The sequence below is a fragment of the Mycobacterium sp. MOTT36Y genome, assembly GCF_000262165.1.
Lineage (GTDB): Bacteria > Actinomycetota > Actinomycetes > Mycobacteriales > Mycobacteriaceae > Mycobacterium > Mycobacterium intracellulare.
Genome location: NC_017904.1, coordinates 4047331 through 4073150 on the forward strand (window position 1 = coordinate 4047331; position 25820 = coordinate 4073150).

Below are 25820 nucleotides of genomic sequence, written 5' to 3' on the forward strand. Positions count from 1 at the left end.
ATTGACCTGCAGGAGTTGAGGTGCCGCCTTCGAGCTCGTCTAGCGACCGGCGCTCTGGAAGCCGAATCGTCCAAGCCGCCGGCGCGGTCCTGTGGCGGCCGGGCGATGCCGACACCGCCGACCACGATGTCGAGATCGCCGTCATCCACCGCCCCCGCTATGACGATTGGTCACTGCCCAAAGGCAAAGTGGACCCCGGCGAGACCGCGCCCGTGGCGGCGGTGCGGGAGGTGTACGAGGAGACCGGCCAACACGCCGTCCTGGGCAGGCGGCTCAACGCGGTGAGCTATCCGATCGACGCGGGCGTCAAAAAAGTCTCCTACTGGTCGGCGCGCGCCGTGGGCGGCGAGTTCGTTCCCAGCGACGAGGTCGACCGGTTGCTCTGGTTGCCGGCGGCCGAAGCCATGCGGAAACTCGACTACGCCCAGGACCGAAAAGTGTTGCGCCACTTCAACAAAAAGCCGGCGGACACCCACACCGTGCTGGTGGTCCGGCACGCGACCGCGGGACGCAAGTCACGCTTCTCCGGCGATGACACCAAGCGGCCGCTGGACAAACGGGGGCGCGCGCAGGCCAAGGCGCTGGTTCCCCAGCTGCTCGCCTTCGGTGCGTCGCGGGTGTATGCGGCCGACCGGGTCCGCTGTCATCAGACCGTGGAACCACTCGCCGAGGAGCTCGGCTCGACCGTGCACAACGAGCCCGCCCTCACCGAAGAGGCCTACGCCAAGAACGCCAAACGCGGCCGCCACCGGATGCTGGACATCGCCGGCGAGCACGGCACACCGGTTGTCTGCACGCAGGGCAAGGTGATTCCGGACCTGATCGCGTGGTGGTGTGCCCGCGATGGGGTGCGGCCGGACAAATCGCGCAATCACAAGGGCAGCACCTGGGTGCTGTCGTTGTCGGGCGGCCGGCTGGTCGCCGCCGATCACCTCGGCGGTGCGCTGGCCGCCAACGTGCGCGCCTAGCGACAGAGCGACGGCCAACCGCAGCTCGATGGCGGCGGCCCGCGGCGCCCGGCTGCGCCGCGCTTGCGGCCGCCGCTAGCACACGAATACCCTCCGGGGCACCGCTGCCGCCGAAGGGTATTCGTGTCTAGAACGTGCTCTGCCTACCGGCGGCCGCGACGCGCGGTCGTCTTCTTGGCGGGAGCCTTGCGGGCGGTCGACTTGCTCGCGGCCTTCTTGGCCGGAGCCTTGGTCGCGGCCTTGCGGGCCGGCGCCTTCTTGGCCGCAGTCTTCTTGGCCGGAGCCTTGGTCGCGGCCTTGCGGGCCGGAGCCTTCTTCACTGCGGCCTTTTTGGCCGGAGCCTTCTTCACTGCGGCCTTCTTGGCGGGAGCCTTCTTGGCCGCGGCCTTCTTGGCGGGAGCCTTCTTGGCCGCAGCCTTCTTGGCGGGAGCCTTCTTGGCCGCGGTCTTCTTGGCCGCGCCCGTGCCACCTACCACACCGCGCTTGACGGCCGGGCCGTCCGACGGGAGACGCTGTGCGCCAGACACAACCGCTTTGAATTGGGCACCGGGACGGAACGCGGGGACGGAAGTCGGCTTCACCTTCACCGTCTCACCGGTACGCGGGTTGCGAGCCACGCGCGCTGCGCGGCGCCGCTGTTCGAACACACCGAACCCGGTAATGGTGACGCTGTCGCCCTTGTGTACCGCACGCACAATGGTGTCGACAACGTTCTCGACCGCTGCGGTCGCCTGCCGACGGTCCGTGTTCAATTTCTGTGTGAGCACATCAATGAGCTCTGCCTTATTCATCAATCCCTCCGACACTAGTGGTCCTCGATTTTGAACCGACTAGTGGACACGGTAAACCCTCACCCAGCAAATTTCCAAGAGCCACGCGCAATTTCACGGCAAGGCGTACGGCGTTTTCGCAATCCGGTTGCCGCCCTTGACCGGTGGGAGATCGTAAAATCGGCCCGGTTTAGTTAGCCGATCGAGCAGAAATTCGGCTCCGTCCGACCGTTCAGAAGGTGGACAGAGTGCGAGGTTTCCAGTCCGGATAGGCCGCCTCGAAAGACTTGATTTCATCGAGTTTCCGCAGCGTAAGGGCTATATCGTCGAGACCTTCGAGTAGCCGCCACGCGGTGTGGTCGTCAATCTTGAACGGCAGCACCGTCGTTCCCGCGGTGATATTTCGATCTTGAAGATTGGCAGTGATTTCCAAGCCGGGGCTCTGCTCGATCAGCTTCCAGAGCAGCTCCACCCCGTCTTGAGAAACTTCGGCCGCCAGCAGCCCCGCCTTGCCGGCGTTGCCCCGGAAAATGTCACCGAATCGAGACGAGATGACCACTCGGAACCCGTAGTCCATCAGCGCCCACACCGCGTGCTCGCGCGACGAGCCCGTCCCGAAATCGGGTCCTGCGACCAGGACCGACCCCCGATCAAAGGGGCTGAGGTTGAGCACGAATGACGGATCCGACCTCCAGCTCGCGAACAAGCCGTCCTCGAAACCGGTTCTGGTTACACGCTTCAAATACACCGCCGGAATGATCTGATCGGTGTCGACGTTGGAGCGCCGCAGCGGCACACCGATACCGGTGTGGGTGTGAAAAGCTTCCATGCTCATCCCTTCAGACGTCGGATACGTCAGCTCAAATCGGCCGGAGCGGACAATGTGCCCCGAACTGCTGTCGCCGCGGCAACGGCCGGAGACACCAAATGCGTGCGGCCGCCTTTACCCTGGCGCCCTTCGAAGTTGCGGTTGGACGTCGCCGCGCACCGCTCGCCCGGCGCCAACTGGTCCGGATTCATCCCCAGGCACATCGAGCAGCCCGCCTGCCGCCATTCGGCACCGGCGGCGGTGAAAACCTCGCCCAGCCCTTCGTCTTCGGCCTGCGCGCGCACCCGCATCGACCCCGGCACGACGAGCATCCGCACCCCCGGGGCGATTTTGCGCCCGCGCAAAATGTCGGCCACGGCCCGCAGATCTTCGATACGACCGTTGGTACAAGAGCCCACGAACACCGCGTCGACGGCGATGTCACGCATCGGGGTACCCGGTCGAAGGTCCATGTATGCCAACGCTTTCTCAGCGGCCTGGCGATCGCCGTCGTCGGCCATCAGTTCGGGGTCGGGCACGGCGGCGGCCAGCGGCACGCCCTGGCCGGGGTTTGTGCCCCACGTCACGAACGGGCTCAGCGACTCCGCATCGAGGTAGACCTCGGTGTCGAATTCGGCGCCCGGGTCGGTGTGCAGCTGCTGCCAATAACGCATGGCCGCATCCCATTGCGCGCCTTTCGGGGCGTGCGGGCGGTCACGCAGGAATTCGTAGGTGGTGGCGTCGGGAGCCACCATTCCCGCCCGGGCGCCGGCTTCGATGCTCATGTTGCAGACGGTCATCCGGCCTTCCATCGACAGGGATTCGATGGCGCTGCCGCGGTATTCGATGACATGCCCCTGCCCGCCGCCGGTGCCGATCTTGGCGATCAGGGCGAGGATGATGTCCTTGGCCGTCACGCCGGGGGGCAATTTCCCGTCGACATTGACCGCCATCGTCTTGAACGGCCGCAGCGGCAACGTCTGGGTCGCCAGCACGTGCTCGACCTCCGAGGTGCCAATTCCCATGGCCAGCGCGCCGAATGCGCCGTGGGTCGAGGTGTGACTGTCCCCACAGGCGATCGTCATGCCCGGCTGGGTGAGGCCCAGTTGTGGCCCCACGACATGCACGATGCCCTGCTCGAGGTTGCCCATCGGATATAGCCGCACACCGAATTCGGCACAATTTCGCCGTAATGTCTCGACCTGCGTGCGGGACACCGGGTCGGCGATCGGCTTGTCGATGTCGATGGTCGGCACGTTGTGATCCTCGGTGGCCAGCGTCAAATCGGGGCGGCGCACCGGCCGGCCGGCCAGGCGCAGGCCGTCGAAAGCCTGCGGGCTGGTGACCTCGTGCACCAGGTGCAGATCGATGTAGATCAGGTCGGGGGCCCCCTGCCCCGAGGCGCCCCCCGAGACCACAACATGGTCGTCCCAGACCTTTTCGGCCAGCGTGCGCGGCTTGGCGGCCGCCCCTGCGTCGCTCCCCATATCGAACTCGCCTCAATTCACGTCATCCGCGGCTCGCCGATCAGTCGGGCTGTGATCTCAGAATGCGAGACGCTAGTATCTTCTTGTGAGACAGCATAGCGGTATCGGCGTCCTGGACAAAGCCGTGGGTGTCCTGCACACCGTCGCCCAATCCCCCTGCGGATTGGCCGAACTGTGTGAGCGGACCGGGCTGCCCCGGGCCACGGCCTATCGGTTGGCGGCGGCCCTGGAAGTCCATCGCCTGTTGGCGCGCGACGACGAAGGGCGCTGGCGGCTGGGCCCGGCCGTCACCGAACTCGCCGCGCACGTCAACGATCCGCTGCTGGCCGCCAGCAGCGCGGTGCTGCCCCTGTTGCGCGAGACCACCGGCGAAAGCGTGCAGCTGTACCGGCGTGAGGGCACCGACCGGGTCTGTGTGGCCGCCCTGGAACCCGCTGCGGGCCTTCGCGATACGGTTCCGGTCGGGGCGCGACTGCCCATGACGGCGGGGTCGGGCGCCAAAGTGCTGCTGGCGCATAGCGACGCGGCCACCCAGAAGGCGGTGCTGACGACGGCCAAATTCACCGAACGAACGCTGGCCGAGGTGCGCCGGCGTGGCTGGGCCCAGAGCGTGGCCGAGCGCGAGCCCGGGGTGGCCAGCGTGTCCGCCCCGGTGCGCGACGGCCGCGGCACCGTCGTCGCCGCCATCTCGGTGTCGGGCCCCATCGATCGGATCGGCCGGCGTCCGGGCGCGCGTTGGGCCGCCGATCTGCTGTCCGCCGCCGATGCGATGGCCCGCCGGCTCTAGTTGTCAGGTCCTTCCGCGAGCGCCGCGGCGGGCCTGACAGACTGACCGGCATGGGAACCAATCAGCGCGCGAGCATCGTCATGTCGGAAGACGAGATCGCCGATTTCGTCGTCAAGAGCCGCACCGGAACGCTGGCCACCGTCGGCCCCGACGGCCAGCCTCACCTGACCGCCATGTGGTACGCCGTGGTCGACGGCGAGATCTGGCTGGAGACCAAGGCGAAGTCGCAGAAGGCCGTCAACCTCAAGCGGGACCCGCGGGTGAGCTTTTTGATCGAGGACGGCCACACCTACGACACGCTTCGCGGGGTGTCCTTCGAGGGCGTCGCGGAGATCGTGGACGACCCCGACGTCTCACACCGGGTGGGGGTCAGCGTCTGGGAGCGCTACACCGGCCCTTACACCGACGACATGAAGCCGTTCGTCGAGCAGATGATGAACAAGCGGGTCTGTGTTCGCATCGTGGCCCGCCGGGCTCGCTCGTGGGATCACCGCAAACTGGGCCTGGCGCCGATGCCGGTGGGTGGATCGACCGCGCCGGCCGTCCTGGGGAACGACCAGTAACTGCGGTTTTAGTTTGTAGCCCCGATGGGATTCGAACCCACGCTACCGCCGTGAGAGGGCGGCGTCCTAGGCCGCTAGACGACGGGGCCAGAAACGATCCGAGCAGTCAGCATAGCTCACCGCGCTAAGCCCACCTAATCGCTTGACACGGTGCGGATTTTGCTGGGGTACCAGGACTCGAACCTAGAATGGCTGAACCAGAATCAGCTGTGTTGCCAATTACACCATACCCCATTGGCTGCCTAAAACTGCTGGTCAGCGCCGATTGCGGGCCTTTACAAGCTCTTTGGGGACCGCCGCTGCCAGTCGTTGTCGGCTTTGGTAAACCGCAGTGCAGACTACCAAAGTCTCGCGGGGCAGTCCGCACGCGTGGTCTGGGTCTCTCCTAACCGATCGTCGCGCGCGCCGCGCGCAGCCGCCGCACGCTGCGGTCGCGGCCCAGCAGCTCGAGCGACTCGAACAGCGGCGGGCTGACCGTCGTCCCGGTGGCGCCCACCCGGATCGGGCCAAACGCCTTGCGCGGTTTGAGGCCCAGCTCGTCGATGAGCGCCGCCTTGAGCGCGGCCTCGATCTGGGGCGTCGTCCAGTCCGCGACGCCGTCCAGCGCGCCCAGCGCCGCATCGAGCACGGCGGCCGAGTCCGGCCCCAGCTCCTTGGCGGCGGCCTTGGGATCGATCGCGTACTCGTCGTCGTTGAGGAACTTCAACAGGTCCCAGGCGTCACCGAGCACCACGATCCGGGTCTGCACCAGGTCGGCGGCCGCGGCGAAGCCGGCGTCGTCGAGCTCGAGGCGATGACCGTGGACGCCGAAGTAATCACGCAGCCTGGCGGTGAAGTCTTCGACAGTGAGCATCCGGATGTGCTCGGCGTTGAGCGCGTCGGCCTTTTTCTGGTCGAAGCGGGCCGGATTGGAGTTGACGTCGACGACGTCGAACGCGGCCACCATCTCATCGAGACTGAACACGTCGTGGTCGTCGGCGATGGCCCAGCCCAGCAACGCCAGGTAATTGAGCAGCCCTTCGGGGATGAAGCCGCGGTCGCGGTGCGCGAACAGGTTCGACTGCGGGTCGCGCTTGGACAGCTTTTTGGTGCCCTCCCCCAATACCGTTGGCAGGTGCGCGAACTGCGGGGTGCGCTCGGCGACGCCGATGCGGATCAGCGCCTGATACAGCGCGAGCTGGCGCGGTGTCGACGGCAGCAGGTCCTCGCCGCGCAGCACGTGGGTGATCTTCATCAGCGCGTCGTCACACGGATTGACCAAGGTGTACAACGGATCTCCGTTGGCGCGGGTCAGCGCGAAGTCGGGCACCGACCCGGCCGCGAAGGTGGTGGTTCCGCGCACCAGGTCGTCCCAGGCGAGGTCGCCGTCGGGCATCCGCAGCCGCACCACCGGCTGACGGCCCTCGGCGAGGAATGCCGCGCGCTGCGAGTCGGTCAGCTGCCGGTCGAAATTGTCGTAGCCCAGCTTGGGATTACGGCCCGCGGCGAGGTGACGCGCCTCGACCTCCTCCGGCGTCGAAAAGGCGTAGTAGGCCTCTCCCGCCTCGACCAGCTTGGCCACCACGTCGCGGTAGATTTCGCCGCGCAGCGATTGGCGGTATGGGCCGTAGGGGCCGCCCACTTCGGGCCCCTCGTCCCAGTCCAGGCCGAGCCAGCGCAGCGCGTCCAGCAGCGCCAGATAGCTTTCCTCACTGTCGCGTTGGGCGTCGGTGTCCTCGATGCGAAAGACGAAGGTGCCCCCGGTGTGTCGGGCGTAGGCCCAGTTGAACAGCGCCGTGCGGACCATGCCGACGTGCGGGGTGCCGGTGGGCGACGGGCAGAATCGGACGCGTACGTTCGCGGGTGCAGTCACGATTTTCCTTTGCGGAGCACGGGATTGGTCAGGGTGCCGATGCCCTCGATGGTGATGGAGACGGTGTCGCCGTCCTCGATGGGGCCGACGCCCGCCGGGGTTCCGGTGAGGATGATGTCGCCGGGCAGCAAGGTCATCACCGCCGAGATCCACTCGACGATGGAGCCGATGTCGTGGATCAGCAGCGACGTGCGGCTGTGTTGCTTGACCTCGCCGTTGACCTCGGTGCGCAATTCGAGATCGCCCGGGTCCAGCGGCTTGAGGTCGGTGACGATCCACGGCCCGACCGGGCAGAAGGTGTCGTGGCCTTTGGCCCTCGTCCATTGGCCGTCGGCTTTTTGTTGATCGCGCGCCGACACGTCGTTGCCGATGGTGTAGCCGAGGATGTTGTCCGAGGCCTGGGCGGCCGAGACGTCCTTGCAGGGCCGGCCGATGACCACGGCCAGCTCGCCCTCAAAGTGCACCGGTGATGCGTTGGCCGGCAGGCGAATCGGTACGTTGGGCCCGATGATGGCGGTGTTCGGCTTGAGGAATATCACCGGCTCGGCCGGCGCGGGGCCGGTCATGTCCTTCATCTCGGCGATGTGATCGGTGTAGTTCTTGCCGACACAGACCACCTTGCTGGCGAGTATCGGGGCGAGCAGCCGGACGTCGGCGAGCGGCCATGACCGGCCGGTGAAGTTCGGCGTGCCGAATGGATGCTCGGCGATCTCGCGGGCGATCATCTCGGCGGGGTCGTCGAGTTCGCCTTCGATGCTGACGAAGGCGACACCGTCGGGGCTGGCGATTCGACCAAGGCGCATTCGGTTGAGCCTAGTGAGGGTCGCGAGCGCGGCGAAGCCGGGCGTGGCGGGCCGTCACCATCCGGCCCAGTGAGGGTCGCGAGCGCGGCGTAGCCGGGCGTGGCGGGCCGTCACCATCCGACCTAGTCTGGCGACGATTCGGGCCGGGACGGCCCGAGGAGGAGCCGGACGATCCCGCCTAGCCAGGGTCGCGAGCGCGGCGAAGCCGGGCGTGGCGGGCCAGGCGATGACCAGCAACGGCACACGTCCTGCGGCCAAATTTCCCGGTGGTATGCAAGCATGGGGAATGCAGACCGACTCGACCGATACGCCCGAAATCGGCGCGGGCGCGCGCTGGTCGATCATGGTCGTTTCGCTGCTGGCGACGGCGAGTTCGTTCCTCTTCATCAACGGCGTCGCATTTTTAATCCCGTCGCTGCGAGTGCGCGGAGTCCGGCTGGACGAAGCCGCCCTCCTTGCCTCGATGCCGAGCTGGGGCATGGTGGTGACGCTGGTGTTGTGGGGCTATGTGCTCGACCGGGTGGGCGAACGGGTGGTGATGGCCACGGGCTCGGCGCTGACCGCGGCGGCGGCCTACGCCGCGGCGTCCGCGCATTCGTTGGTGCTGATGTCGGTGTATCTGTTTCTCGGCGGCATGGCCGCCGCCAGTTGCAACACGGCGGGCGGGCGGCTGGTGTCCGCCTGGTTCCCGCCGCAGCAACGCGGCCTGGCCATGGGCATCCGCCAGACCGCGCAACCCCTGGGAATCGCCTTGGGCGCGATGGTAATTCCCGAGCTCGCCGAACACGGACCGCAGCACGGCCTCAGGTTCGCCGCCCTGGCATGCGCGGTCGGGGCGATAGCGAGCGTGATCGGAATCGTCGACCCGCCCCGGAAACCGCGCGCGAGCGCGAGCCATCAGGAACTCGCCAGTCCCTATCGAAAGTCGTTGACGCTGTGGCGGATTCACGCTGTGGCGGGCCTGATGATGATGCCGCAAACGGTGACGGTGACGTTCATGCTGGTGTGGCTGATCAGGAACCTGCACTGGTCGGTTACGGCCGCGGGCGGGTTGGTCACCCTCTCGCAGCTCTTGGGCGCGCTCGGCCGGGTTGCCGTGGGCCGCCTGTCCGATCGGGTCGGGTCGCGGATGCGTCCCGTGCGCTACATCGCGGCGGTCGCGGTGTTGGCGCTCCTCTTGCTGGCGTGGGCCGACTACATGAATTCGCGGTGGCAGGCGGGGCTCATGGTGGTCATCGCGGTGATCTCCGTGCTCGACAACGGGCTGGAGGCCACTGCCATCACCGAATTCGCCGGCCCGTATTGGAGCGGCCGCGCCCTGGGCATTCAAAACACCACCCAGCGCATGATGGCGGCGGCCGGACCCCCGCTGTTCGGTGCCTTGATCTCGGCCGCGAAATATCCACCGGCGTGGCTCTTGTGCGCCTTGTTCCCGTTGGCGGCGGTGCCGCTGGTGCCGACGCGGTTGCTGCCGCCCGGTTTGGAGACCAGGGCCCGGCGGCAAACCGTCCGTCGCGTTCGTTGGTGGCGGGCCATCCGTTCCCACGCAATGCCGAATAGACCGGAGCGACGTTTGCCGCAACGATCCGGTGAGAACTATTAATAGGTGCAGACGACACCGACGCGCCGATGGGTGATGCTGGGGACCGGACTGATCGCGACGTTGAGCGCGACGGTCTTCATCAACGGCATCGCCTTTCTGATCCCCGCCCTCAACGACGTACGCGGCATCAATCTGGCCGAGGCGGCGCTGCTCTCGGCGATGCCCAGCTTCGGCATGGTGGTCACGCTGATCGCCTGGGGCTACATACTCGACATCGTCGGCGAGCGGATCGTGCTCACGGCGGGCTTGGCGCTCACCGCGGCGGCGGCGCTCATCGCTGCGGCGGTGCCGGAATCCATGCTGACGGAAGGGATCGCCCTGTTCGGTGGCGGCATGGCCGCGGCGAGCGCCAACACCGCCAGCGGCCGCCTGGTTACGGGGTGGTTCCCGCCGCAGCAGCGGGGCCTGGCGATGGGGATTCGACAGACCGCGCAACCGTTGGGAATCGCGTTGGCCGCCTTGGTACTTCCCGAGCTCGGCGAACGCAACATCTCGGTCGCGCTGTTGTTCCCCGCGGCGGTGTGCGCGGTGTCCGCGGTGCTGTGCGCCGTGTGGGTGCGCGATCCCGCACGCCCCGAACGGTCGACGGCCGACAAGGCCGAATTGGCCAGCCCGTACCGCGGCACGACGGTGCTGTGGCGCATTCACTTCGCGTCGGCGCTGCTCATGGTGCCCCAAACCGTGGTCTTGACGTTCATGCTCGTCTGGTTGATGAAAAACCAGCATTGGTCGATCGCGACGGCCGGCGTCTTGGTGAGCTTCTCGCAGCTGTTGAGCGCGCTGGGTCGCATCGCCGTCGGCAGATGGTCCGACCGCCTGGGATCGCGAATGCGCCCGATCCGCATCATCGCGATGGCGGCCGCCGTGGTGATGGTCTTGCTGGCGATCGCCGATCATGCACACTCGGCGATGGCGGTGACGCTGATGGTCGCCGCGTCGGTGATCACCGTGCTCGACAACGGTTTGGCGTTCACCGCCATTCCGGAAGTGGCCGGCCGATTTTGGAGCGGGCGCGCCATGGGCGCGCAGAACACCACCCAGCGACTCACCGCGGCGGTCGGGCCGCCGGTTTTCGGCGAGATGATCGACGCGACCGGATATCCGCTGGCCTTCGCGGTGTGCGCGCTGTTTCCGTTGCTGGCCCTGCCGGTGGTGCCGTCGGAGGCGCGCTCGCGCGCGGCCGCCCGCGGCTAGAGCCCGGCGGCGATCCGTTCGCCGACTTCGCGGGTGGCGAAGCGTTCGCTCCCGCGCGTTGCCAGGTGGCGCTCGACGGCGCGGTCCACCCGGGCGGCGGCGTCGTCCTCGCCGAGATGGGCGAGCAGCAACGCCACCGACATGATCGCCGCCGTCGGATCGGCGATGCCCTGACCGGCGATATCCGGTGCGCTGCCGTGAACGGGCTCGAACATCGAGGGGTTGGTCCGCGTGGCGTCGATGTTTCCGCTGGCGGCCAAGCCAATTCCGCCACACACCGCCGCCGACAAGTCGGTGATGATGTCGCCGAACAGGTTGTCGGTGACGATCACGTCGAAGCGACCGGGATCGGTCACCATGAAGATGGTGGCCGCGTCGATGTGCTGATACGCCACCTCGACGTCGGGATAGTCCCGGCCGACCTCGGCCACGATGCGCGACCACAACCTTCCGGCGAAGGTCAGCACGTTGGTTTTGTGCACCAGGGTCAAGTGCTTTCGGCGTCGCTGAGCCCGCTCGAACGCGTCGGCCACCACGCGTCGCACGCCGAAAGCCGTGTTCTGGCTGACCTCGGTGGCGACCTCGTTGGGCGTTCCGACGCGGATGGCGCCGCCGGTGCCGGTGTAGGGACCTTCCGTCCCCTCGCGCACCACCACGAAGTCGATGTCGGGATTGCCGGCCAGCGGGCTGTTCACACCCGGGTACAGCCGCCCGGGCCGCAAGTTGATGTGATGGTCCAGCTCGAAACGCAAGCGCAGCAACAAACCTCGCTCCAGCACGCCGCTGGGCACCGACGGGTCACCGATGGCGCCGAGCAGGATGGCGTCATGCGCGCGCAGCTCGTCGACCGCCGAGTCCGGCAGTAGCTCACCCGTGGCGTGGTAACGCCGCGCCCCCAGGTCGTAGCTGGTCTTCTCCACGCCGGGCAGCACCGCGTCCAGGACCTTGACGGCCTCGGCCACAACTTCGGGCCCGATACCGTCGCCCTCGATCACCGCGAGCTTCATCGGCGCCGCTCCTCCTCATTGGCGCCGCCCATGCGGCGCGTGGTCGGGTCGCCAGCGCGCTTCATGAAAGATCAACCACCTCAAGCTTGTTCGCGCCGACGGCCGCACCGATCTCCGACCGCACGTCGCCCGGCACGTCCCGATCCAGGCGCAACAGGATCGTCGCTCCCGGACCCTCGGCGTCCTCGGACAGTTGCGCGGCCTGGATGTTCACCCCGGCCGAGCCCAGCAGGGTGCCGATCTTGCCCAGCGCGCCGGGCTGGTCGACGTAGTTGATCACCAGGTTGATGCCGCGGGCGCGCAGGTCGAAGTTGCGGCCGTTGATCTGCACGATCTTCTCCACCAGCTGCGGCCCGGACAGGGTGCCGGCGACGTTGACCGCGCTGCCGTCGTGCGCGACCGCGCGCACGTCGACCACGCTGCGGTGGTTCGGGCTCTCCGACGCCGTGCCGATTTCGGCGGTGATGCCGCGTTCCTCGGCCAGCGCCGGAGCGTTGACGAACGTCACCGGACCCTCGACGACGGCCGAGAACAACCCCCGCAGAGCCGAAAGTTTCAGCACCTCAACGTCTTCGGATGCGAGCTCGCCGCGCACCTGCACCGACAACGACACCGGCGGACCGTCGGAAAGGGTGGCCGCCAGCACGCCGAGTTTGCGCACCAGGTCCAACCACGGCGCCACCTCTTCGTTGACCACCCCGCCGCCGACGTTGACGGCGTCGGGAACGAATTCCCCGGCCAGCGCGAGCTTCACGCTCGCCGCGACGTCGGTGCCGGCCCGATCCTGGGCCTCCTCGGTCGAGGCCCCCAGATGGGGTGTGACCACCACCTGCGGCAGCTCGAACAGCGGGCTGTCGGTGCACGGCTCCTTGGAGAACACGTCGAGCCCGGCCGCGCGCACGTGGCCACTGCGGACCGCGTCGGCCAGCGCCGCCTCGTCGACCAGGCCGCCGCGGGCGGCGTTGACGATGACGACGCCCGGCTTGGTTTTCGCCAGCGCGTCCTTGCCGATCAGTCCGGCCGTTTCGGGCGTCTTGGGCAGGTGCACCGAGATGAAGTCGGCGCGGGCCAGCAGTTCGTCGAGCGTCAACAGCTCGATGCCCAGCTGCGCGGCGCGGGCCGGCGACACGTAGGGGTCATACGCGACCAGGTGGGTACCGAAGGCGCTGAGCCGCTGGGCGACCAGCTGCCCGATGCGACCCAACCCGACGACGCCCACCGTCTTGCCGAAAATCTCGGTGCCCGAGAACGACGACCGCTTCCAGGTGTGCTCGCGCAGCGAGGCGTCGGCCGCCGGGATCTGGCGGGCCGCGGAGAGCAGCAGCGCCAGCGCGTGCTCGGCGGCGCTGTGAATGTTCGACGTCGGCGCGTTGACCACCAGGACACCGCGCTCGGTGGCCGCGTCCACGTCGACGTTGTCCAGGCCGACCCCGGCGCGCGCGACGATCTTCAGCTTGGGGGCCGCCGCGAGCACCTCGGCGTCGACGGTGGTGGCCGAGCGCACCAGCAGCGCGTCGGCCTCCGGCACGGCCGCCAGCAGCTTCTCGCGATCGGGCCCGTCTACCCAGCGCACCTCGACCTGGTCGCCCAGGGCCGCGACGGTTGATTCAGCGAGCTTGTCGGCAATGAGTACAACAGGCAAATTCACCCGGCCAGCCTATCGGCTGTAATTGACGGGTGGACGTCACCATCGTCGGCAGCGGACCCAACGGGTTGACCGCCGCCGTAATCTGCGCCCGGGCCGGCCTGAAAGTGCAGGTCGTCGAAGCTCAACCGACCTTTGGCGGGGGTGCGCGCACCGCTGCCGACCCCGATTCCGCGGGCGTCTTGCACGACATCTGCTCGGCGGTGCACCCGTTGGCGCTGGCATCGCCGTTCTTCAAGGAGTTCGACCTGCCCGCGCGCGGCGTGCAATTGGCGGTCCCCGAGATTTCGTACGCCAACCCGTTGCCGGGCCGCCCGGCCGCCATCGCGTACCGCGACCTGGACCGCACCTGCGCCGAATTGGAGGGCGGCGCCTCATTCCGGCGCCTGCTGGGCCCGCTGGTCGAGCGCTCCGACGACGTGGTGGCCCTGCTGCTGGGCGACAAGCGGTCGGTGCCGAACTCCGTGCCGTCGGCGTGGCGGCTCGGGGTGCGGATGCTGGCCCAGGGCACCCCGGCGTGGGGTTCGCTGACCGGCGAGGACGCCCGCGCCCTGTTCACCGGTGTTGCCGCCCATATCATTTCGCGGATGCCGTCGTTGACGGCGGCCGGTGCCGGGATGATGCTGGCCACCCTCGCGCATTCGGTGGGCTGGCCGATTCCGGTGGGCGGCAGCCAGGCGATCACCGACGCGCTGATCGCCGACCTGCGCGCCCACGGCGGCGAGCTTACGGCGGGCACGGAGGTCACTTCGCCGCCTGGCGGGGTCGTCGCCTTCGACACGGCGCCGACCGCGCTGCTGCGGATCTACGGCGACTCCCTCCCGAGGCGCTACGCCAAAGCATTGCGGCGCTACACGTTTGGCCCGGGGGTGGCCAAGGTCGACTTCGTCCTGGCCGACGAGATCCCCTGGGCGGACCCGCGACTACGAAAGGCCCCCACCCTGCATCTCGGCGGCACCCGGGCGCAGATGGCCCGCGCCGAGGCCGAGATCGCCGCCGGCCGGCACGCGCAGTGGCCGATGGTGCTGGCCGCCTCTCCGCACGTCGCCGACCCGGGCCGCATCGACTCGAACGGACGCCGCCCGTTCTGGAGCTATGCCCACGTGCCGTCGGGGTCCACCGTCGATCCGACGGAGGCCGTGACCGCGGTGGTCGAGCGCTTCGCGCCCGGCTTCCGCGACGTCGTGGTGGCCGCACGCGCGGTGCCCGCCGCGCGGCTGTGCGACCACAACGCCAACTATGTGGGCGGCGACATCGGGATGGGCGGCAATTCGGCCTGGCGAGCGATCGCGGGCCCGACTCCGCGGCTAAACCCTTGGCGCACACCCATTCCCAAGGTGTACCTGTGTTCGGCGGCCACGCCACCGGGCGGCGGTGTCCACGGCATGGCCGGCTACTACGCCGCGCGCACGCTGTTGCGCCGCGAATTCGGGATCGGCATGCCTAAGCTGGCCCCGTGACCAAACTCGCGATCATCTATTACTCGGCCACCGGACACGGCACCACGATGGCGCAGCGCGTCGCCGCGGCGGCCGAGTCGGCGGGGGCCGAAGTCCGCCTGCGCCACGTCGCCGAAACCCAGGATCCCGCCTCGTTCGCCCACAACCCGGCCTGGACGGCGAATTACGAGGCCACCAAGGACCTTCCGGTGGCAACCGGCGACGACATCGTCTGGGCCGACGCGGTGATCTTCGGTTCACCGACGCGGTTCGGCTCTCCCGCAGCGCAATTGCGCGCGTTCCTCGACTCGCTGGGCGGGCTGTGGGCCCAGGGCAAGCTCGCCGACAAGGTGTATGCGGGCTTCACGTCGTCCAACACCGTGCACGGCGGTCAGGAAACCACCCTGCTCTCCCTGTACATCACGCTGATGCATTTCGGCGGCATCATCGTGCCGCCGGGCTACACGGATCCGTGCAAGTTCGTCGACGGCAACCCGTACGGGGTCAGCCTGGTCACCACCCACGACAACATCACCGAATTCGACGAGCCCACCGACAAGGCCCTCGAGCACCTGGCCCGCCGGGTGGTCGAGACGGCGGACCGGTTGGCCGCCTCCTAACCGAGCGCCCGGCCAGCCGGGCGGGCAAGGCCGAGCGCCCGGCTGGCCGGGCGCTCGGGCGAAGACAGCTAAGCCGTCTCGGTGATCGGCCGGTCGACCCAGCTCATCAGGTCGCGCAGCTTCTTGCCGGTGACCTCGATGGGGTGCTCGGCGTTCTCCTTGCGCAGCTGCTCGAGCTGCTTGTTGCCGCCCTCGACGTTGGCGACCAGCTTCTTGACGAAGTCGCCGTTCTGAATGTCGCGCAGGATCTCCCGCATCCGGTCCTTGGTGCCTGCGTCGATGACGCGGGGCCCCGACAGGTACCCGCCGAACTCCGCGGTGTCGGACACCGAGTAGTTCATCCGGGCGATGCCGCCCTCATACATCAGGTCGACGATCAGCTTGAGCTCGTGCAGCACCTCGAAGTACGCCATCTCCGGCGGGTAGCCGGCCTCGACCATCACGTCGAAACCGGTCTTCACCAATTCCTCTGTGCCACCGCACAAGACGGCCTGCTCACCGAAGAGGTCGGTCTCGGTCTCGTCCTTGAAGGTGGTCTTGATGACGCCGGCGCGGGTACCGCCGATGGCCTTGGCGTAGGACAAGGCGAGCGCCTCACCCTTGCCGGACGGGTCCTGGTCGACCGCGATCAGGCAGGGCACACCCTTGCCGTCGACGAACTGCCGGCGCACCAAATGACCGGGCCCCTTGGGCGCGACCATGGCGATGGTGACGTCGGCGGGCGGCTTGATCAGGTCGAAGTGGATGTTGAGGCCGTGACCGAAAAACAACGCGTCACCGGGCTTCAGGTTCGGCTCGATGTCGTTTTTGAAGATGTCGGCCTGCGCGGTGTCGGGCGCCAGCAGCATGATCACGTCGGCCCACTTGGCGACCTCGGCGGGGGTGTCGACGTCCAGGCCCTGCTCAGAAACCTTGGGCCGCGACTTCGAACCCTCCTTCAGGCCCACCTTCACCTGCACGCCGGAGTCGCGCAGGCTCAGCGAGTGCGCGTGCCCTTGGCTGCCGTATCCGATGACCCCGACCTTGCGGCCCTGGATGATGGTCAGGTCCGCATCGTCGTCGTAGAACATTTCTAGTGCCACTGTTGAATATCTCCTTGTGTGTTACTTGGCCGTGCCGATTCCGCGTGGACCGCGAGACAACGACACCACTCCCGATTGCACGATTTCACGGATGCCGAACGGTTCCAGGATCCGCAGCAGCGCCTCGATCTTGCCGCGGTCGCCCGTCGCCTCGATCGTCAGCGCCTCCGTGGAAACGTCAATCACCTTGGCGCGGAACAGGTTCACCGCTTCGATCACCTGACTGCGGGTGCCGGCGTCGGCGCGCACCTTGATCATCGCCAATTCCCGCGACACCGAGTTGTCGTCGTCGAGCTCGACAATCTTGATGACGTTGATCAGCTTGTTGAGCTGCTTGGTGATCTGTTCGAGCGGGGTCTCCTCGGCGGAGACCACGATCGTCATCCGGGACATGTCCTTCTGCTCGGTCGCGCCGACCGCCAGGGACTCGATGTTGAAGCCGCGCCGCGAGAACAGCGCGGCCACGCGGGCGAGGACACCGGGTTTGTCTTCGACCAGCACCGACAGAGTGTGGGTTTGCGGACTCATCAGGCGTGCCCTTCACTCTCGTCGTCGAACAGCGGGCGGATCCCGCGGGCCGCCTGGATCTCGTCATTGCTGGTGCCGGCGGCGACCATCGGCCACACCTGCGCGTCCGCGCCGACGATGAAGTCGATCACGACCGGTCGGTCGTTGATCGCCCGCGCCTGCTCGATCACGTCGGCGACGTCTTCCTCACGCTCGCAACGCAACCCGACGCAGCCCAGCGCCTCCGCCAGCTTCACGAAGTCCGGGATGCGGTGCGAATGCGTGGCCAGATCCGTTTGCGAGTAACGCTCTTCGTAGAACAGCGTCTGCCACTGGCGGACCATGCCCAGGTTGCCGTTGTTGATCAGCGCCACCTTGATCGGCACGCCTTCGATCGCGCAGGTGGCCAGCTCCTGGTTGGTCATCTGGAAACAGCCGTCGCCGTCGATCGCCCAGACCTCGGCGTCCGGGCGGGCCATCTTGGCGCCCATGGCGGCCGGAATGGCGAACCCCATGGTGCCCAGGCCGCCGGAGTTGAGCCAGGTGCGCGGCTTCTCATAGGAGATGAATTGGGCCGCCCACATCTGGTGCTGGCCGACGCCGGCGACGTAAATGGCGTCCGGGCCGGCGATCTGGCCGAGCTTCTCGATGACGTATTCCGGGCCCAGGCTGCCGTCGCTCTGCGGTCCGTAACTCAGCGGATACGTGGACCGAACCCCGTCGAGGTAGGCCCACCACTCGGTCATGTCGATCTTGCCGGGCACCCCGTCGTGGCGGAGCTGCTCGACCAGCTCGGCGATGACGGCCTTGACGTCACCGACGATCGGCACGTCGGCGTGGCGGTTCTTGCCGATCTCGGCCGGGTCGATGTCGGCGTGGATGACCTTGGCTTCGGGCGCGAAGGTGTCCAGCTTCCCGGTCACCCGGTCGTCGAAGCGGGTGCCCAGCGCGATCAGGAGGTCGCTGCGCTGCAGGGCCGCCACCGCGGCGACGGTGCCGTGCATGCCGGGCATGCCCATGTGCTGACGATGGCTGTCCGGGAACGCGCCGCGCGCCATCAGCGTGGTCACCACCGGGATGCCGGTCAGCTCGGCCAGCTCGGCCAGCTGCTCGGTCGCGTCCCCGCGGATGACACCCCCGCCCACGTACAGCACCGGTTTGCGGGCCGCGGCGATCAGCTTGGCGGCCTCGCGGATCTGCCGGTTGTGCGGCTTGACGGTCGGCTTGTATCCGGGCAGATCGATGCGCGGCGGCCAGCTGAACGTGCACTGGCCCTGCAGCACGTCCTTGGGGATGTCGACGAGCACCGCGCCGGGGCGGCCCGAGGAGGCGATGTGGAAGGCCTCGGCGAGCACCTGCGGGATCTCGTTACCGGAGCGGACCAGGAAGTTGTGCTTGGTGATCGGCATCGTGATGCCCGAGATGTCGGCTTCCTGGAAGGCGTCGGTGCCGATCAGCGTGCGCCCCACCTGGCCGGTGACCGCGACGACGGGGATCGAGTCCATCTGGGCGTCGGCCAGCGCGGTGACCAGGTTGGTGGCCCCGGGGCCGGAAGTCGCCATGCAGACACCGACCTTGCCGGTGGCGTGCGCGTAGCCGCTGGCGGCGTGACCCGCGCCCTGTTCGTGGCGGACCAGCACGTGGCGCAGCTTCTTTGAGTCGAACAGCGGGTCATAGACCGGCAGCACCGCGCCGCCGGGGATGCCGAAGATGACGTCGACGTCGAGTTCCTCCAGCGACCGGATCACCGACTGCGCGCCGGTAAGTTGCTCGGGCCCAATGCGTTTCGGCTTGCCGTTGGCAGACTTCGCGGCCGGCTTCACCGCGTCGGTGGCGATGTCGGCGGCGCCCGGTGTGTCGGGGGCGGGCCGCCTGGTGGGAGCGCTCACTGTCGTTCAGTCCTTATTCACTCTGGGAATCTCGCGGGGGCAACAAAAAACCCCCGACAGCTCATCTGCTGCACGAGGGTTGCGCGTTGGTGCTGGATTGCTTCAAATGCTCAAAGGCAAGTCAGGCACCAACGCGCCTAATTACTACGAGCATCCCGGGCTTTCCGGCGGTATCCATAGCGCTCGACGGTAGTCTTCGCACAGCTCAGCAGTCAAATCCGTCACCGTCACCAGCCGGGTTGGGCGCGCGCCGCCGCCTGGCCGCTCGCGGGATCCGCCGGGCGCCCCGGGTGAAATGATGGTCGGGTGGCTACCGGTTCGTCTTCCCGAACACCTCTCGTGATCAAGCTGTCCCCCATCGCGCACCTCGCGGTCGGATTCCTGGCCCTGGGCTTGCTGATCCCGGTGATGCTGTGGCCGCCGTCCGCGCCGCTGTTGATCATTCCGGTGGTGCTGTCGGCGATGATCGTCCGGTTACGCACCGTCGCCGACGACCGCGGTGTCACCGTCCGCACGCTGCTGGGCAGCCAGACGGTGCGCTGGGACGACATCGACGGGCTGCGTTTCCATCGCGGTTCCTGGGCACGGGCGCGCCTCAAGAGCGGCGCCGAGCTGCGATTGCCGGCGGTCAGCTTCTCGACGCTGCCGGAGCTCACCGCGGCCAGCGCGGGGCGGGTTCCCAACCCCTATCAGTGACGGCGGCCCAGCTCAGCCGATCGGGTTCACGCCGTTGAGCGCCACCCACACGCCGATGCCGGCGGCGATGCCGGCCAGCAGGGCGACGAACGACCCGATGAACGGCCGGTGGGCCCAGCCGCGGCGCGCGTCGAGGCCGTAGCGGCCGGGTCCGCACAGGATGACCGCGGCGGCCACGGCGATGAGGGTGATCTGGTATTCGTGCCCCTCGGGCAGGAAGTACGAGAAGGTGTGCGTGTGCGGCCGCGCCGAGACGGTGGCCAGCAGGCCGTTGATCAAAAACGCAAGAGCGCCGGCCGCGGCCAGCGGCGTGAACAGGCCCAGCACCAGCAGCACACCGGCCACGAGCTCGCCGCCGGCGCTCACGTAGGCGAGGATGTCGGCGTGCTGGTAGCCGACGTCGGACAGCGAGTTCCTGAACCCGGTCACTCCCGAACCGCCCCACCAGCCGAACAACTTCTGCAGCCCGTGGGCGCCGAGCACCACGCCAAGCCCGACCCGCAACACCAGCAAACCCAGATGCTGGGTTCCGCGCCGCCCGACGTCGTGCAACCGGTCGTCGTGCTCGTCGTCGTCGATGTCGGTGGACTCCGGCGCCGCGTGCCGGGCCGCCGAATGCGGCTGGACGTACGGCAGCGGCTCCTGGTGTTCGAGCAGGTTGTAACCCGAGGCCCCGGAGCCGGCCATCGCCGCGGCGGCGCCGTAGGGGATGACGGTGGTGGTTCCCGTGGACGGGTTGAAGTCACCGGGGTAGCCGACTGGGGTCAGATCGTCTTCGGGGTCGACCAGGCGCGCCGAGGCGGGGCGTCCCGGGGTCGACTCCGGGGATTCGCCCGGCCGCTGCCAATCTGCGTCATTCGGTTGACTGGTCACGGGTGTCAGGGTAAGGGCAGTTGGCCCCGAATTGGGGATTTGAGCGGCGCTTTCGCCAGGCAATCGACGGTTTGCCCGCCAAAAACGCCCGGATCGGTCCGAAATCGGCCTGCGAGCCCGTCTGGAGGGGCCGGAAGGCACGATTCGGGGCCCGTCGGCACCCGGTGGAAAGCGGGATCCGATCGCGGGTCCGGCGGCGGGCGAGCGGGACGCGTGTGGCGGCGGCGGCGGCGGTGTCCGTAGCCTGACGGTCATGCGACTAGGGCGATCGGGGCGGTCGGTGCGGCGCGGGTTCGCCGCGCTGTGTGCCCTCGTGCTGGTGACGAGCGGGTGCGCGCGCTTCAACGACGCGCAATCACAACCGTTCACGACCGCCCCGGAATTGAAGCCGCAGCCGAGCTCGACGCCGCCCCCGCCGCCGCCGCTGCCGCCCACCCCGTTCCCGAAGGCCTGCCCGGCGCCGGGGGTCATGCAGGGCTGCCTGGAGAGCACCAGCGGGCTGATTATGGGGCCCGACAGCAAAACCGCGCTGGTCGCCGAGCGCACCACCGGAGCGGTCAAGGAGATCTCGGTCAGCGCCGAGCCGAAGGTGAAGATGGTCATCCCGGTCGACCCGTCCGGGGATGGCGGGTTGATGGACATCGTGTTGTCGCCCACCTACACCCAAGACCGCCTGATGTACGCCTACGTCAGCACCCCGACCGACAACCGGGTCATTCGCATCGCCGACGGCGACATCCCCAAGGACATCCTGACCGGGATCCCCAAGGGCGCCACCGGCAACACCGGGGCGTTGATCTTCACCAGCCCCACCACGCTGGTCGTGCTGACCGGCGACGCCGGTAACCCGGCGATGGCCGCGGACCCCAATTCGCTGGCCGGCAAGGTGCTGCGCATCGAGCAGCCGACCACCGTCGGTCAGGCCCCGCCCACCACGGCGCTGTCCGGCGTGGGTTCGGGCGGCGGCTTGTGCACCGACCCGGTCGACGGCTCGCTGTATGTCGCCGACCGCACCCCGACCGCGGATCGGTTGCAGCGCATCACCAAAACGTCGGACGTCTCCACGGTGTGGACCTGGCCGGACAAACCCGGCGTGGCCGGTTGCGCGGCGATGGACGGCACCGTGCTGGTGAACCTGATCAACACCAAGCTGACGGTGGCGGTCCGGCTGGCTCCGACGACGGGCGCGGTCACCGGTGAACCCGACGTCGTGCGCAAGGACACGCACGCGCACGCGTGGGCGCTGCGCATGTCACCGGATGGAAACGTCTGGGGCGCAACCGTAAACAAGACGGCGGGCGACGCCGAGAAACTGGACGACGTGGTGTTCCCGCTCTTCCCGCAGGGCGGCGGCTTCCCGCGCAACAACGACGACAAGACGTAGCGCGCGCCGGGTTTGCGCGAAAGTGCAACTGGCGATGCATCTGCCGAGACGCGCCGTCGACAACTGCACTCTCGCGACTTTGGGGTGGGGCTAGCCCTGGCCGCAGGCCGCCAGGACCAGTTCGCGCACCCGGGCGGCGTCGGCCTGCCCGCGGGTGGCCTTCATCACCGCTCCGACGATCGCGCCCGCCGCGGCCACCTTGCCGCCCCGGATCTTTTCCGCCACATCGGGATTGGCGGCCAGCGCCTCGTCGACGGCCGCCTGGGTGACCGAGTCGTCGCGCACCAGCGCCAGGCCGCGCGCGGACATGACCTCTTCGGGTTCGCCCTCCCCGGCCAGCACGCCCTCGACGACCTGGCGCGCCAGTTTGGTGGACAGCTTGCCCTCGTCGACCAGCGCCACCACCGCGGCGACCTGGGCCGGCGTGATGGCCAGTTCGTCGAGCGCGACGTTGGCTTCGTTGGCCTTCTGCATCAAGAAGTTCCCCCACCAGGCCCGCGCCTGTTCGCTGGACGCGCCGTGTTCGATGGTGGCGGTGACCAGTTCGATCGCGCCGGCGTTGACCAGGTCGCGCATCACCTCGTCGGAGATCCCCCACTCTTCCTGAATTCGCTTGCGGCTCAACCACGGTAGCTCGGGGATGGTCTGGCGCAGCCGCTCGACGAGCTCGCGGCTGGGCGCCACGGGCTCCAGGTCGGGCTCGGGGAAGTAGCGGTAGTCCTCGGCGGTCTCCTTGACGCGGCCCGGGCTGGTGTAGCCCGCCTCGTGAAAGTGCCGGGTTTCCTGGGTGATCTGGCCGCCGGAGGCCAGGACGCTGGCCTGGCGCTGCATTTCGTAACGCACGGCCACCTCGACGCTTTTCAGCGAGTTGACGTTCTTGGTTTCGGTGCGGGTGCCGAATTCGGCCTGGCCGGTCGGCTTCAGCGACACGTTGGCGTCGCAGCGCATGGAGCCCTGATCCATCCGGACGTCGGATACGTCCAAGGCGCGCAACAGGTCCCGCAACGCGGTCACGTAGGCCCGGGCGATCTGCGGTGCCCGGTCCCCGGCCCCGACGATGGGCTTGGTGACGATCTCGATCAGTGGTACCCCGGCGCGGTTGTAGTCGATCAGCGACGTCGTCGCGCCGTGAATGCGGCCGGTCTCGCTGCCGATGTGGGTGAGCTTGCCGGTGTCTTCCTCCATGTGCGCGCGCTCGATCTCCACCCGCCAGGTGCTGCCGTCTTCCAGCGGGGCCTCGAGGTAGCCGTTGATGGCGATGGGCTCGTCGTACTGCGAAATCTGGTAGTTCTTCGGCATGTCCGGGTAGAAGTAGTTCTTCCTGGCGAAGCGGCACCAGGGCACGATCTCGCAGTTGAGCGCCAGCCCGATTCGGATGGCCGACTCCACCGCGGTCTGGTTGAGCACCGGCAGCGAGCCGGGCAGCCCGAGGCACACCGGGCACACCTGGGTGTTGGGCTCGGCGCCGAATGCGGTCGTGCAGCCGCAGAACATCTTGGTGACGGTGGACAGCTCGACGTGCACCTCGAGGCCGAGCACCGGATCGAAACGCGCGATGACGTCGTCGTACTCCATCAGGTCGGCGCTGGCGGCAACACTCATGCGCTCGATCCTAACTGCGGTCGCGCTCTCCTCCCCTGCCCGGGAACATCCCGGCCAGCACGGCGGCCATCTCGAGGTAGCTGCGCCGGCTCTCCTTGCTCATTCGGTCCAGCGCGATCTTCCTGCCCTCGTGCACGTGCCGGTCGAACGGCAGCACCACGGTGGCGGCGACGCGTGCGGACAGCCGGTCAAGTTCCGTCACGGCCACACCCTCCACCTTGGCCGGCTCGACGTGATTGACCGCGAGCACGGTCGACGCCATCAATCGTTGATACCCGTTGTGGCACAGCCACTCCAGGGTGGTGTGGGTCTTGCGTATCGCGTCGATCGAGGTGCTCGTGACCACCACGAGGGCCCGCGACTCCGGCAGAACAGCCTCCATCACACTGGAATTGAGCGCTTTGACGCAATCGACCAGCACCACCGAATACTGGTTTCTCAGCATCGAGAACGCCCGCAGAACGTCACGGCGCTCCAGGCGCCAGTCGGTGCTTGCGTAGTCCGGCAGCCCGAGCACCTCCAGCCCGAAGCCGTTCATATAGGTCAGCGCCCGGATGTCCTCGTAGCTCGTTGCCGGGCCGCCGCGGAGCAGGTCGGCCATGCTGTGCGGGTTGTGACGGCCGTGGCGCTCGGCCAGGTCCCCCGCGTCGATGTCGAGTGCGAGCACCCGGTCGTTGCGCACCGCGGCGAAAGTCGACCCGAGGGTCTCGACCACCGCGGTCTTGCCCACCCCGCCTTTGAGGTTGAGGACGGCGATCGGAAAAGCACTACCCACAGTCGCGCGGATGCGCTCCCGCAACTCCGTCTCGTAGGCGGCGTTTTTGCCCGGGCCGAGATCGATCCCGGTGACGCGGTGGATCAACCCTCGCCAGTTGAGCCTGGCGTCGGTCTCGGGGTGGTCGAAGCGATCCAGCGCCGTCTCGCCCAGCACCGGCCCGGGGCGCGGCGGGACCGGCGGACGGCGGCCGGGCCCGCGAGGCTGGGGCACCGTGGTCGCCGACGGGCGGGCGTCGGCGCGCCAGCTGGGCGGGCGCGGGTGGTGGGGTGCCGGGCCCGGTGGGCCCGCCGATCCGACGGAATGCTGAACGACTCCGCGACTCTCACCACGGTTGCTCATACCCCGGTATAGCCGTTATGCACGGGTCCGGAAACCACCGGTTATCTGCCCGGCGGGCCTAGCCGAAGAAGGCCGCGGCGTCGTCGTAGCGGCTGTCGGGCACCAGCTTGAGCTGGCGGACGGCATCGGCCAGCGGCACCCGGCCGATGTCCTGGCCGCGCAGCGACACCATCTGGCCGTATTCGCCGGCATGCGCCGCGTCGGCCGCATTCACGCCGAACCGGGTGGCCAGCACCCGGTCATATGCCGTCGGGGTGCCGCCGCGCTGGACGTGACCCAAGACGGTCACCCGGACGTCCTTGTTGATGCGCTTTTCCACCTCGGCGCCCAGCTGCGCGGCCACACCGGTGAATTTCTCGTGGCCGAACTCGTCAATCCCGCCTTCCCGCAACGCAATCGAGCCGGGTATGGGTTTGGCGCCCTCGGCGACCACGCAGATGAAGTGCGAATCTCCGCGCTGGAAGCGACGTTTGACGAGCCGGCAGACCTCTTCGACGTCGAATGGCTGCTCGGGGATCAGCGTCATGTGCGCGCCGGAAGCCAGGCCCGCGTTCAGCGCAATCCAACCCGCGTGCCGGCCCATCACCTCGACCAGCATCACGCGCTGGTGGGACTCGGCGGTGCTGTGCAACCGGTCGATCGCCTCGGTGGCGACGGTCAACGCGGTGTCGTGGCCGAAAGTCACGTCCGTGCAATCGATGTCGTTGTCGATGGTCTTCGGCACGCCGACCACGGGAACGTTTTCCTCGGAGAGCCAGTGCGCGGCCGTCAGCGTGCCTTCCCCCCCGATCGGGATGAGGACGTCGATCCCGTTGTCGTCGAGGGTCTGCTTGACCTGGTTCAGCCCGGCCCGAAGTTTGTCGGGATTCACGCGCGCGGTCCCCAGCATCGTTCCGCCCTTGGCCAGCAGGCGGTCGTTGCGGTCGTCGTTGTGCAGCTGGACGCGCCGGTTCTCCAGCAACCCGCGCCATCCGTCCTGAAATCCGACCACCGACGAGCCGTACCGGGAGTCGCACGTACGCACCACCGCCCGGATGACGGCGTTGAGCCCGGGGCAGTCGCCGCCTCCGGTGAGCACTCCGATCCGCATAGCCCTATCTTGCCGGGCGGCGGGCTACCGGCGC

At 68.1% G+C, this 25820-nt stretch carries 23 protein-coding genes and 2 tRNA genes; 9 read left to right on the top strand and 16 right to left on the bottom strand.

The annotated features are described in order from the left end of the window. The first annotated feature begins 20 nt into the window (after positions 1 to 20). Complete coding sequence (locus W7S_RS18215) at positions 21 to 968, top strand: NUDIX hydrolase (RefSeq protein WP_014712095.1); 948 nt, start codon at positions 21 to 23, stop codon at positions 966 to 968. Positions 969 to 1111: 143 nt separating this feature from the next. Here W7S_RS18215 and W7S_RS18220 read toward each other — a convergent pair whose 3' ends face one another. The 3 genes from W7S_RS18220 to leuC all read right to left on the bottom strand — a co-directional run bounded on the left by W7S_RS18220 (position 1112) and on the right by leuC (position 4033). Next, positions 1112 to 1759, bottom strand: a complete 648-nt coding sequence (locus tag W7S_RS18220; RefSeq protein WP_008259006.1) for an HU family DNA-binding protein — start codon at positions 1757 to 1759, stop codon at positions 1112 to 1114. Positions 1760 to 1970: 211 nt separating this feature from the next. Then, positions 1971 to 2567: a 3-isopropylmalate dehydratase small subunit gene (gene leuD, locus W7S_RS18225; protein WP_014712096.1), complete on the bottom strand. Its 597-nt coding sequence runs from the start codon at positions 2565 to 2567 to the stop codon at positions 1971 to 1973. A 26-nt stretch (positions 2568 to 2593) separates the two neighbouring features. After that, positions 2594 to 4033: a 3-isopropylmalate dehydratase large subunit gene (gene leuC / locus W7S_RS18230; protein ID WP_014712097.1), complete on the bottom strand. Its 1440-nt coding sequence runs from the start codon at positions 4031 to 4033 to the stop codon at positions 2594 to 2596. Between the two features lie 85 nt (positions 4034 to 4118). Between leuC and W7S_RS18235 the strand changes: the two genes are divergently transcribed. Both W7S_RS18235 and W7S_RS18240 read left to right on the top strand, forming a co-directional pair. Beyond that, positions 4119 to 4820 (top strand): IclR family transcriptional regulator, encoded by a 702-nt coding sequence (locus W7S_RS18235; RefSeq protein WP_014712098.1) that lies wholly within the window; start codon positions 4119 to 4121, stop codon positions 4818 to 4820. A gap of 50 nt (positions 4821 to 4870) precedes the next feature. Further along, entirely contained in the window at positions 4871 to 5383 is a 513-nt protein-coding gene (locus tag W7S_RS18240; RefSeq protein ID WP_014712099.1) for a pyridoxamine 5'-phosphate oxidase family protein, read from the top strand. Positions 5384 to 5399: 16 nt separating this feature from the next. Here W7S_RS18240 and W7S_RS18245 read toward each other — a convergent pair. From W7S_RS18245 to W7S_RS18260, 4 genes are all read right to left on the bottom strand, one after another. After that, positions 5400 to 5472 (bottom strand) — tRNA-Glu (locus W7S_RS18245). 73 nt (positions 5473 to 5545) lie between these two features. Next, positions 5546 to 5617 (bottom strand) — tRNA-Gln (locus W7S_RS18250). Positions 5618 to 5768: 151 nt separating this feature from the next. Then, positions 5769 to 7235 carry a glutamate--tRNA ligase gene (gene gltX, locus W7S_RS18255; RefSeq protein ID WP_014712100.1) on the bottom strand — a complete coding sequence of 489 codons (1467 nt, stop codon included), beginning with the start codon at positions 7233 to 7235 and terminating at the stop codon, positions 5769 to 5771. Then, on the bottom strand, positions 7232 to 8038 hold the full coding sequence (locus tag W7S_RS18260; RefSeq protein ID WP_008259018.1) for a fumarylacetoacetate hydrolase family protein: 807 nt from the start codon (positions 8036 to 8038) through the stop codon (positions 7232 to 7234). Before W7S_RS18260 ends, gltX begins: the two co-directional genes overlap by 4 nt. 286 nt (positions 8039 to 8324) lie before the next feature. On the opposite strand from W7S_RS18260, the gene W7S_RS18265 reads away from it, so the two are divergent. Both W7S_RS18265 and W7S_RS18270 read left to right on the top strand, forming a co-directional pair. After that, on the top strand, positions 8325 to 9641 hold the full coding sequence (locus W7S_RS18265) for an MFS transporter (protein WP_008259020.1): 1317 nt from the start codon (positions 8325 to 8327) through the stop codon (positions 9639 to 9641). Positions 9642 to 9644: 3 nt separating this feature from the next. Beyond that, positions 9645 to 10835: an MFS transporter gene (locus W7S_RS18270; RefSeq protein WP_193375009.1), complete on the top strand. Its 1191-nt coding sequence runs from the start codon at positions 9645 to 9647 to the stop codon at positions 10833 to 10835. Here the strand turns inward: W7S_RS18270 and W7S_RS18275 are convergent. Both W7S_RS18275 and serA read right to left on the bottom strand, forming a co-directional pair. Then, positions 10832 to 11842, bottom strand: a complete 1011-nt coding sequence (locus tag W7S_RS18275) for a 3-isopropylmalate dehydrogenase (RefSeq protein ID WP_008259024.1) — start codon at positions 11840 to 11842, stop codon at positions 10832 to 10834. The genes W7S_RS18270 and W7S_RS18275 overlap by 4 nt on opposite strands. A gap of 61 nt (positions 11843 to 11903) precedes the next feature. Further along, positions 11904 to 13490, bottom strand: coding sequence for a phosphoglycerate dehydrogenase (gene serA / locus W7S_RS18280; protein ID WP_008259026.1), 1587 nt, complete (start codon positions 13488 to 13490; stop codon positions 11904 to 11906). A gap of 29 nt (positions 13491 to 13519) precedes the next feature. On the opposite strand from serA, the gene W7S_RS18285 reads away from it, so the two are divergent. After that, entirely contained in the window at positions 13520 to 14947 is a 1428-nt protein-coding gene (locus W7S_RS18285; RefSeq protein ID WP_008259028.1) for an NAD(P)/FAD-dependent oxidoreductase, read from the top strand. Further along, positions 14944 to 15546: an NAD(P)H:quinone oxidoreductase gene (gene wrbA, locus W7S_RS18290; RefSeq protein WP_008259031.1), complete on the top strand. Its 603-nt coding sequence runs from the start codon at positions 14944 to 14946 to the stop codon at positions 15544 to 15546. The genes W7S_RS18285 and wrbA overlap by 4 nt, the downstream gene beginning before the upstream one ends. 68 nt (positions 15547 to 15614) lie before the next feature. Here the strand turns inward: wrbA and ilvC are convergent, their stop codons facing one another. Genes ilvC through W7S_RS18305 form a run of 3 tightly spaced genes read right to left on the bottom strand, consistent with a single transcriptional unit; the run spans position 15615 to position 18958 of the window. Beyond that, positions 15615 to 16616 carry a ketol-acid reductoisomerase gene (gene ilvC, locus W7S_RS18295; RefSeq protein ID WP_009952794.1) on the bottom strand — a complete coding sequence of 334 codons (1002 nt, stop codon included), beginning with the start codon at positions 16614 to 16616 and terminating at the stop codon, positions 15615 to 15617. Positions 16617 to 16649: 33 nt separating this feature from the next. Next, complete coding sequence (gene ilvN / locus W7S_RS18300; RefSeq protein ID WP_008259035.1) at positions 16650 to 17156, bottom strand: acetolactate synthase small subunit; 507 nt, start codon at positions 17154 to 17156, stop codon at positions 16650 to 16652. Next, on the bottom strand, positions 17156 to 18958 hold the full coding sequence (locus W7S_RS18305; RefSeq protein ID WP_225324875.1) for an acetolactate synthase large subunit: 1803 nt from the start codon (positions 18956 to 18958) through the stop codon (positions 17156 to 17158). Before W7S_RS18305 ends, ilvN begins: the two co-directional genes overlap by 1 nt. Positions 18959 to 19363: 405 nt before the next feature. Between W7S_RS18305 and W7S_RS18310 the strand changes: the two genes are divergently transcribed. Continuing rightward, complete coding sequence (locus W7S_RS18310; RefSeq protein ID WP_008259037.1) at positions 19364 to 19720, top strand: PH domain-containing protein; 357 nt, start codon at positions 19364 to 19366, stop codon at positions 19718 to 19720. 12 nt (positions 19721 to 19732) lie between these two features. On the opposite strand, the gene W7S_RS18315 is transcribed toward W7S_RS18310, so the two are convergent. Beyond that, positions 19733 to 20593, bottom strand: a complete 861-nt coding sequence (locus W7S_RS18315; protein WP_008259038.1) for a DoxX family protein — start codon at positions 20591 to 20593, stop codon at positions 19733 to 19735. Positions 20594 to 20846: 253 nt separating this feature from the next. Here W7S_RS18315 and W7S_RS18320 point away from each other — a divergent pair, with 253 nt between their 5' ends. After that, a complete protein-coding gene (locus tag W7S_RS18320) occupies positions 20847 to 21977 on the top strand; it encodes a sorbosone dehydrogenase family protein (RefSeq protein ID WP_080552487.1) in 1131 nt (376 codons plus the stop codon). 90 nt (positions 21978 to 22067) lie between these two features. Here W7S_RS18320 and gatB read toward each other — a convergent pair whose 3' ends face one another. Genes gatB through W7S_RS18335 form a run of 3 tightly spaced genes read right to left on the bottom strand, consistent with a single transcriptional unit; the run spans position 22068 to position 25786 of the window. After that, entirely contained in the window at positions 22068 to 23579 is a 1512-nt protein-coding gene (gene gatB, locus W7S_RS18325) for an Asp-tRNA(Asn)/Glu-tRNA(Gln) amidotransferase subunit GatB (protein ID WP_008259040.1), read from the bottom strand. A 10-nt stretch (positions 23580 to 23589) separates the two neighbouring features. Beyond that, on the bottom strand, positions 23590 to 24696 hold the full coding sequence (locus W7S_RS18330) for a MinD/ParA family protein (RefSeq protein ID WP_231504795.1): 1107 nt from the start codon (positions 24694 to 24696) through the stop codon (positions 23590 to 23592). A gap of 58 nt (positions 24697 to 24754) precedes the next feature. Next, a complete protein-coding gene (locus W7S_RS18335) occupies positions 24755 to 25786 on the bottom strand; it encodes an ATP-dependent 6-phosphofructokinase (protein ID WP_008259042.1) in 1032 nt (343 codons plus the stop codon). Positions 25787 to 25820 lie beyond the last annotated feature (34 nt).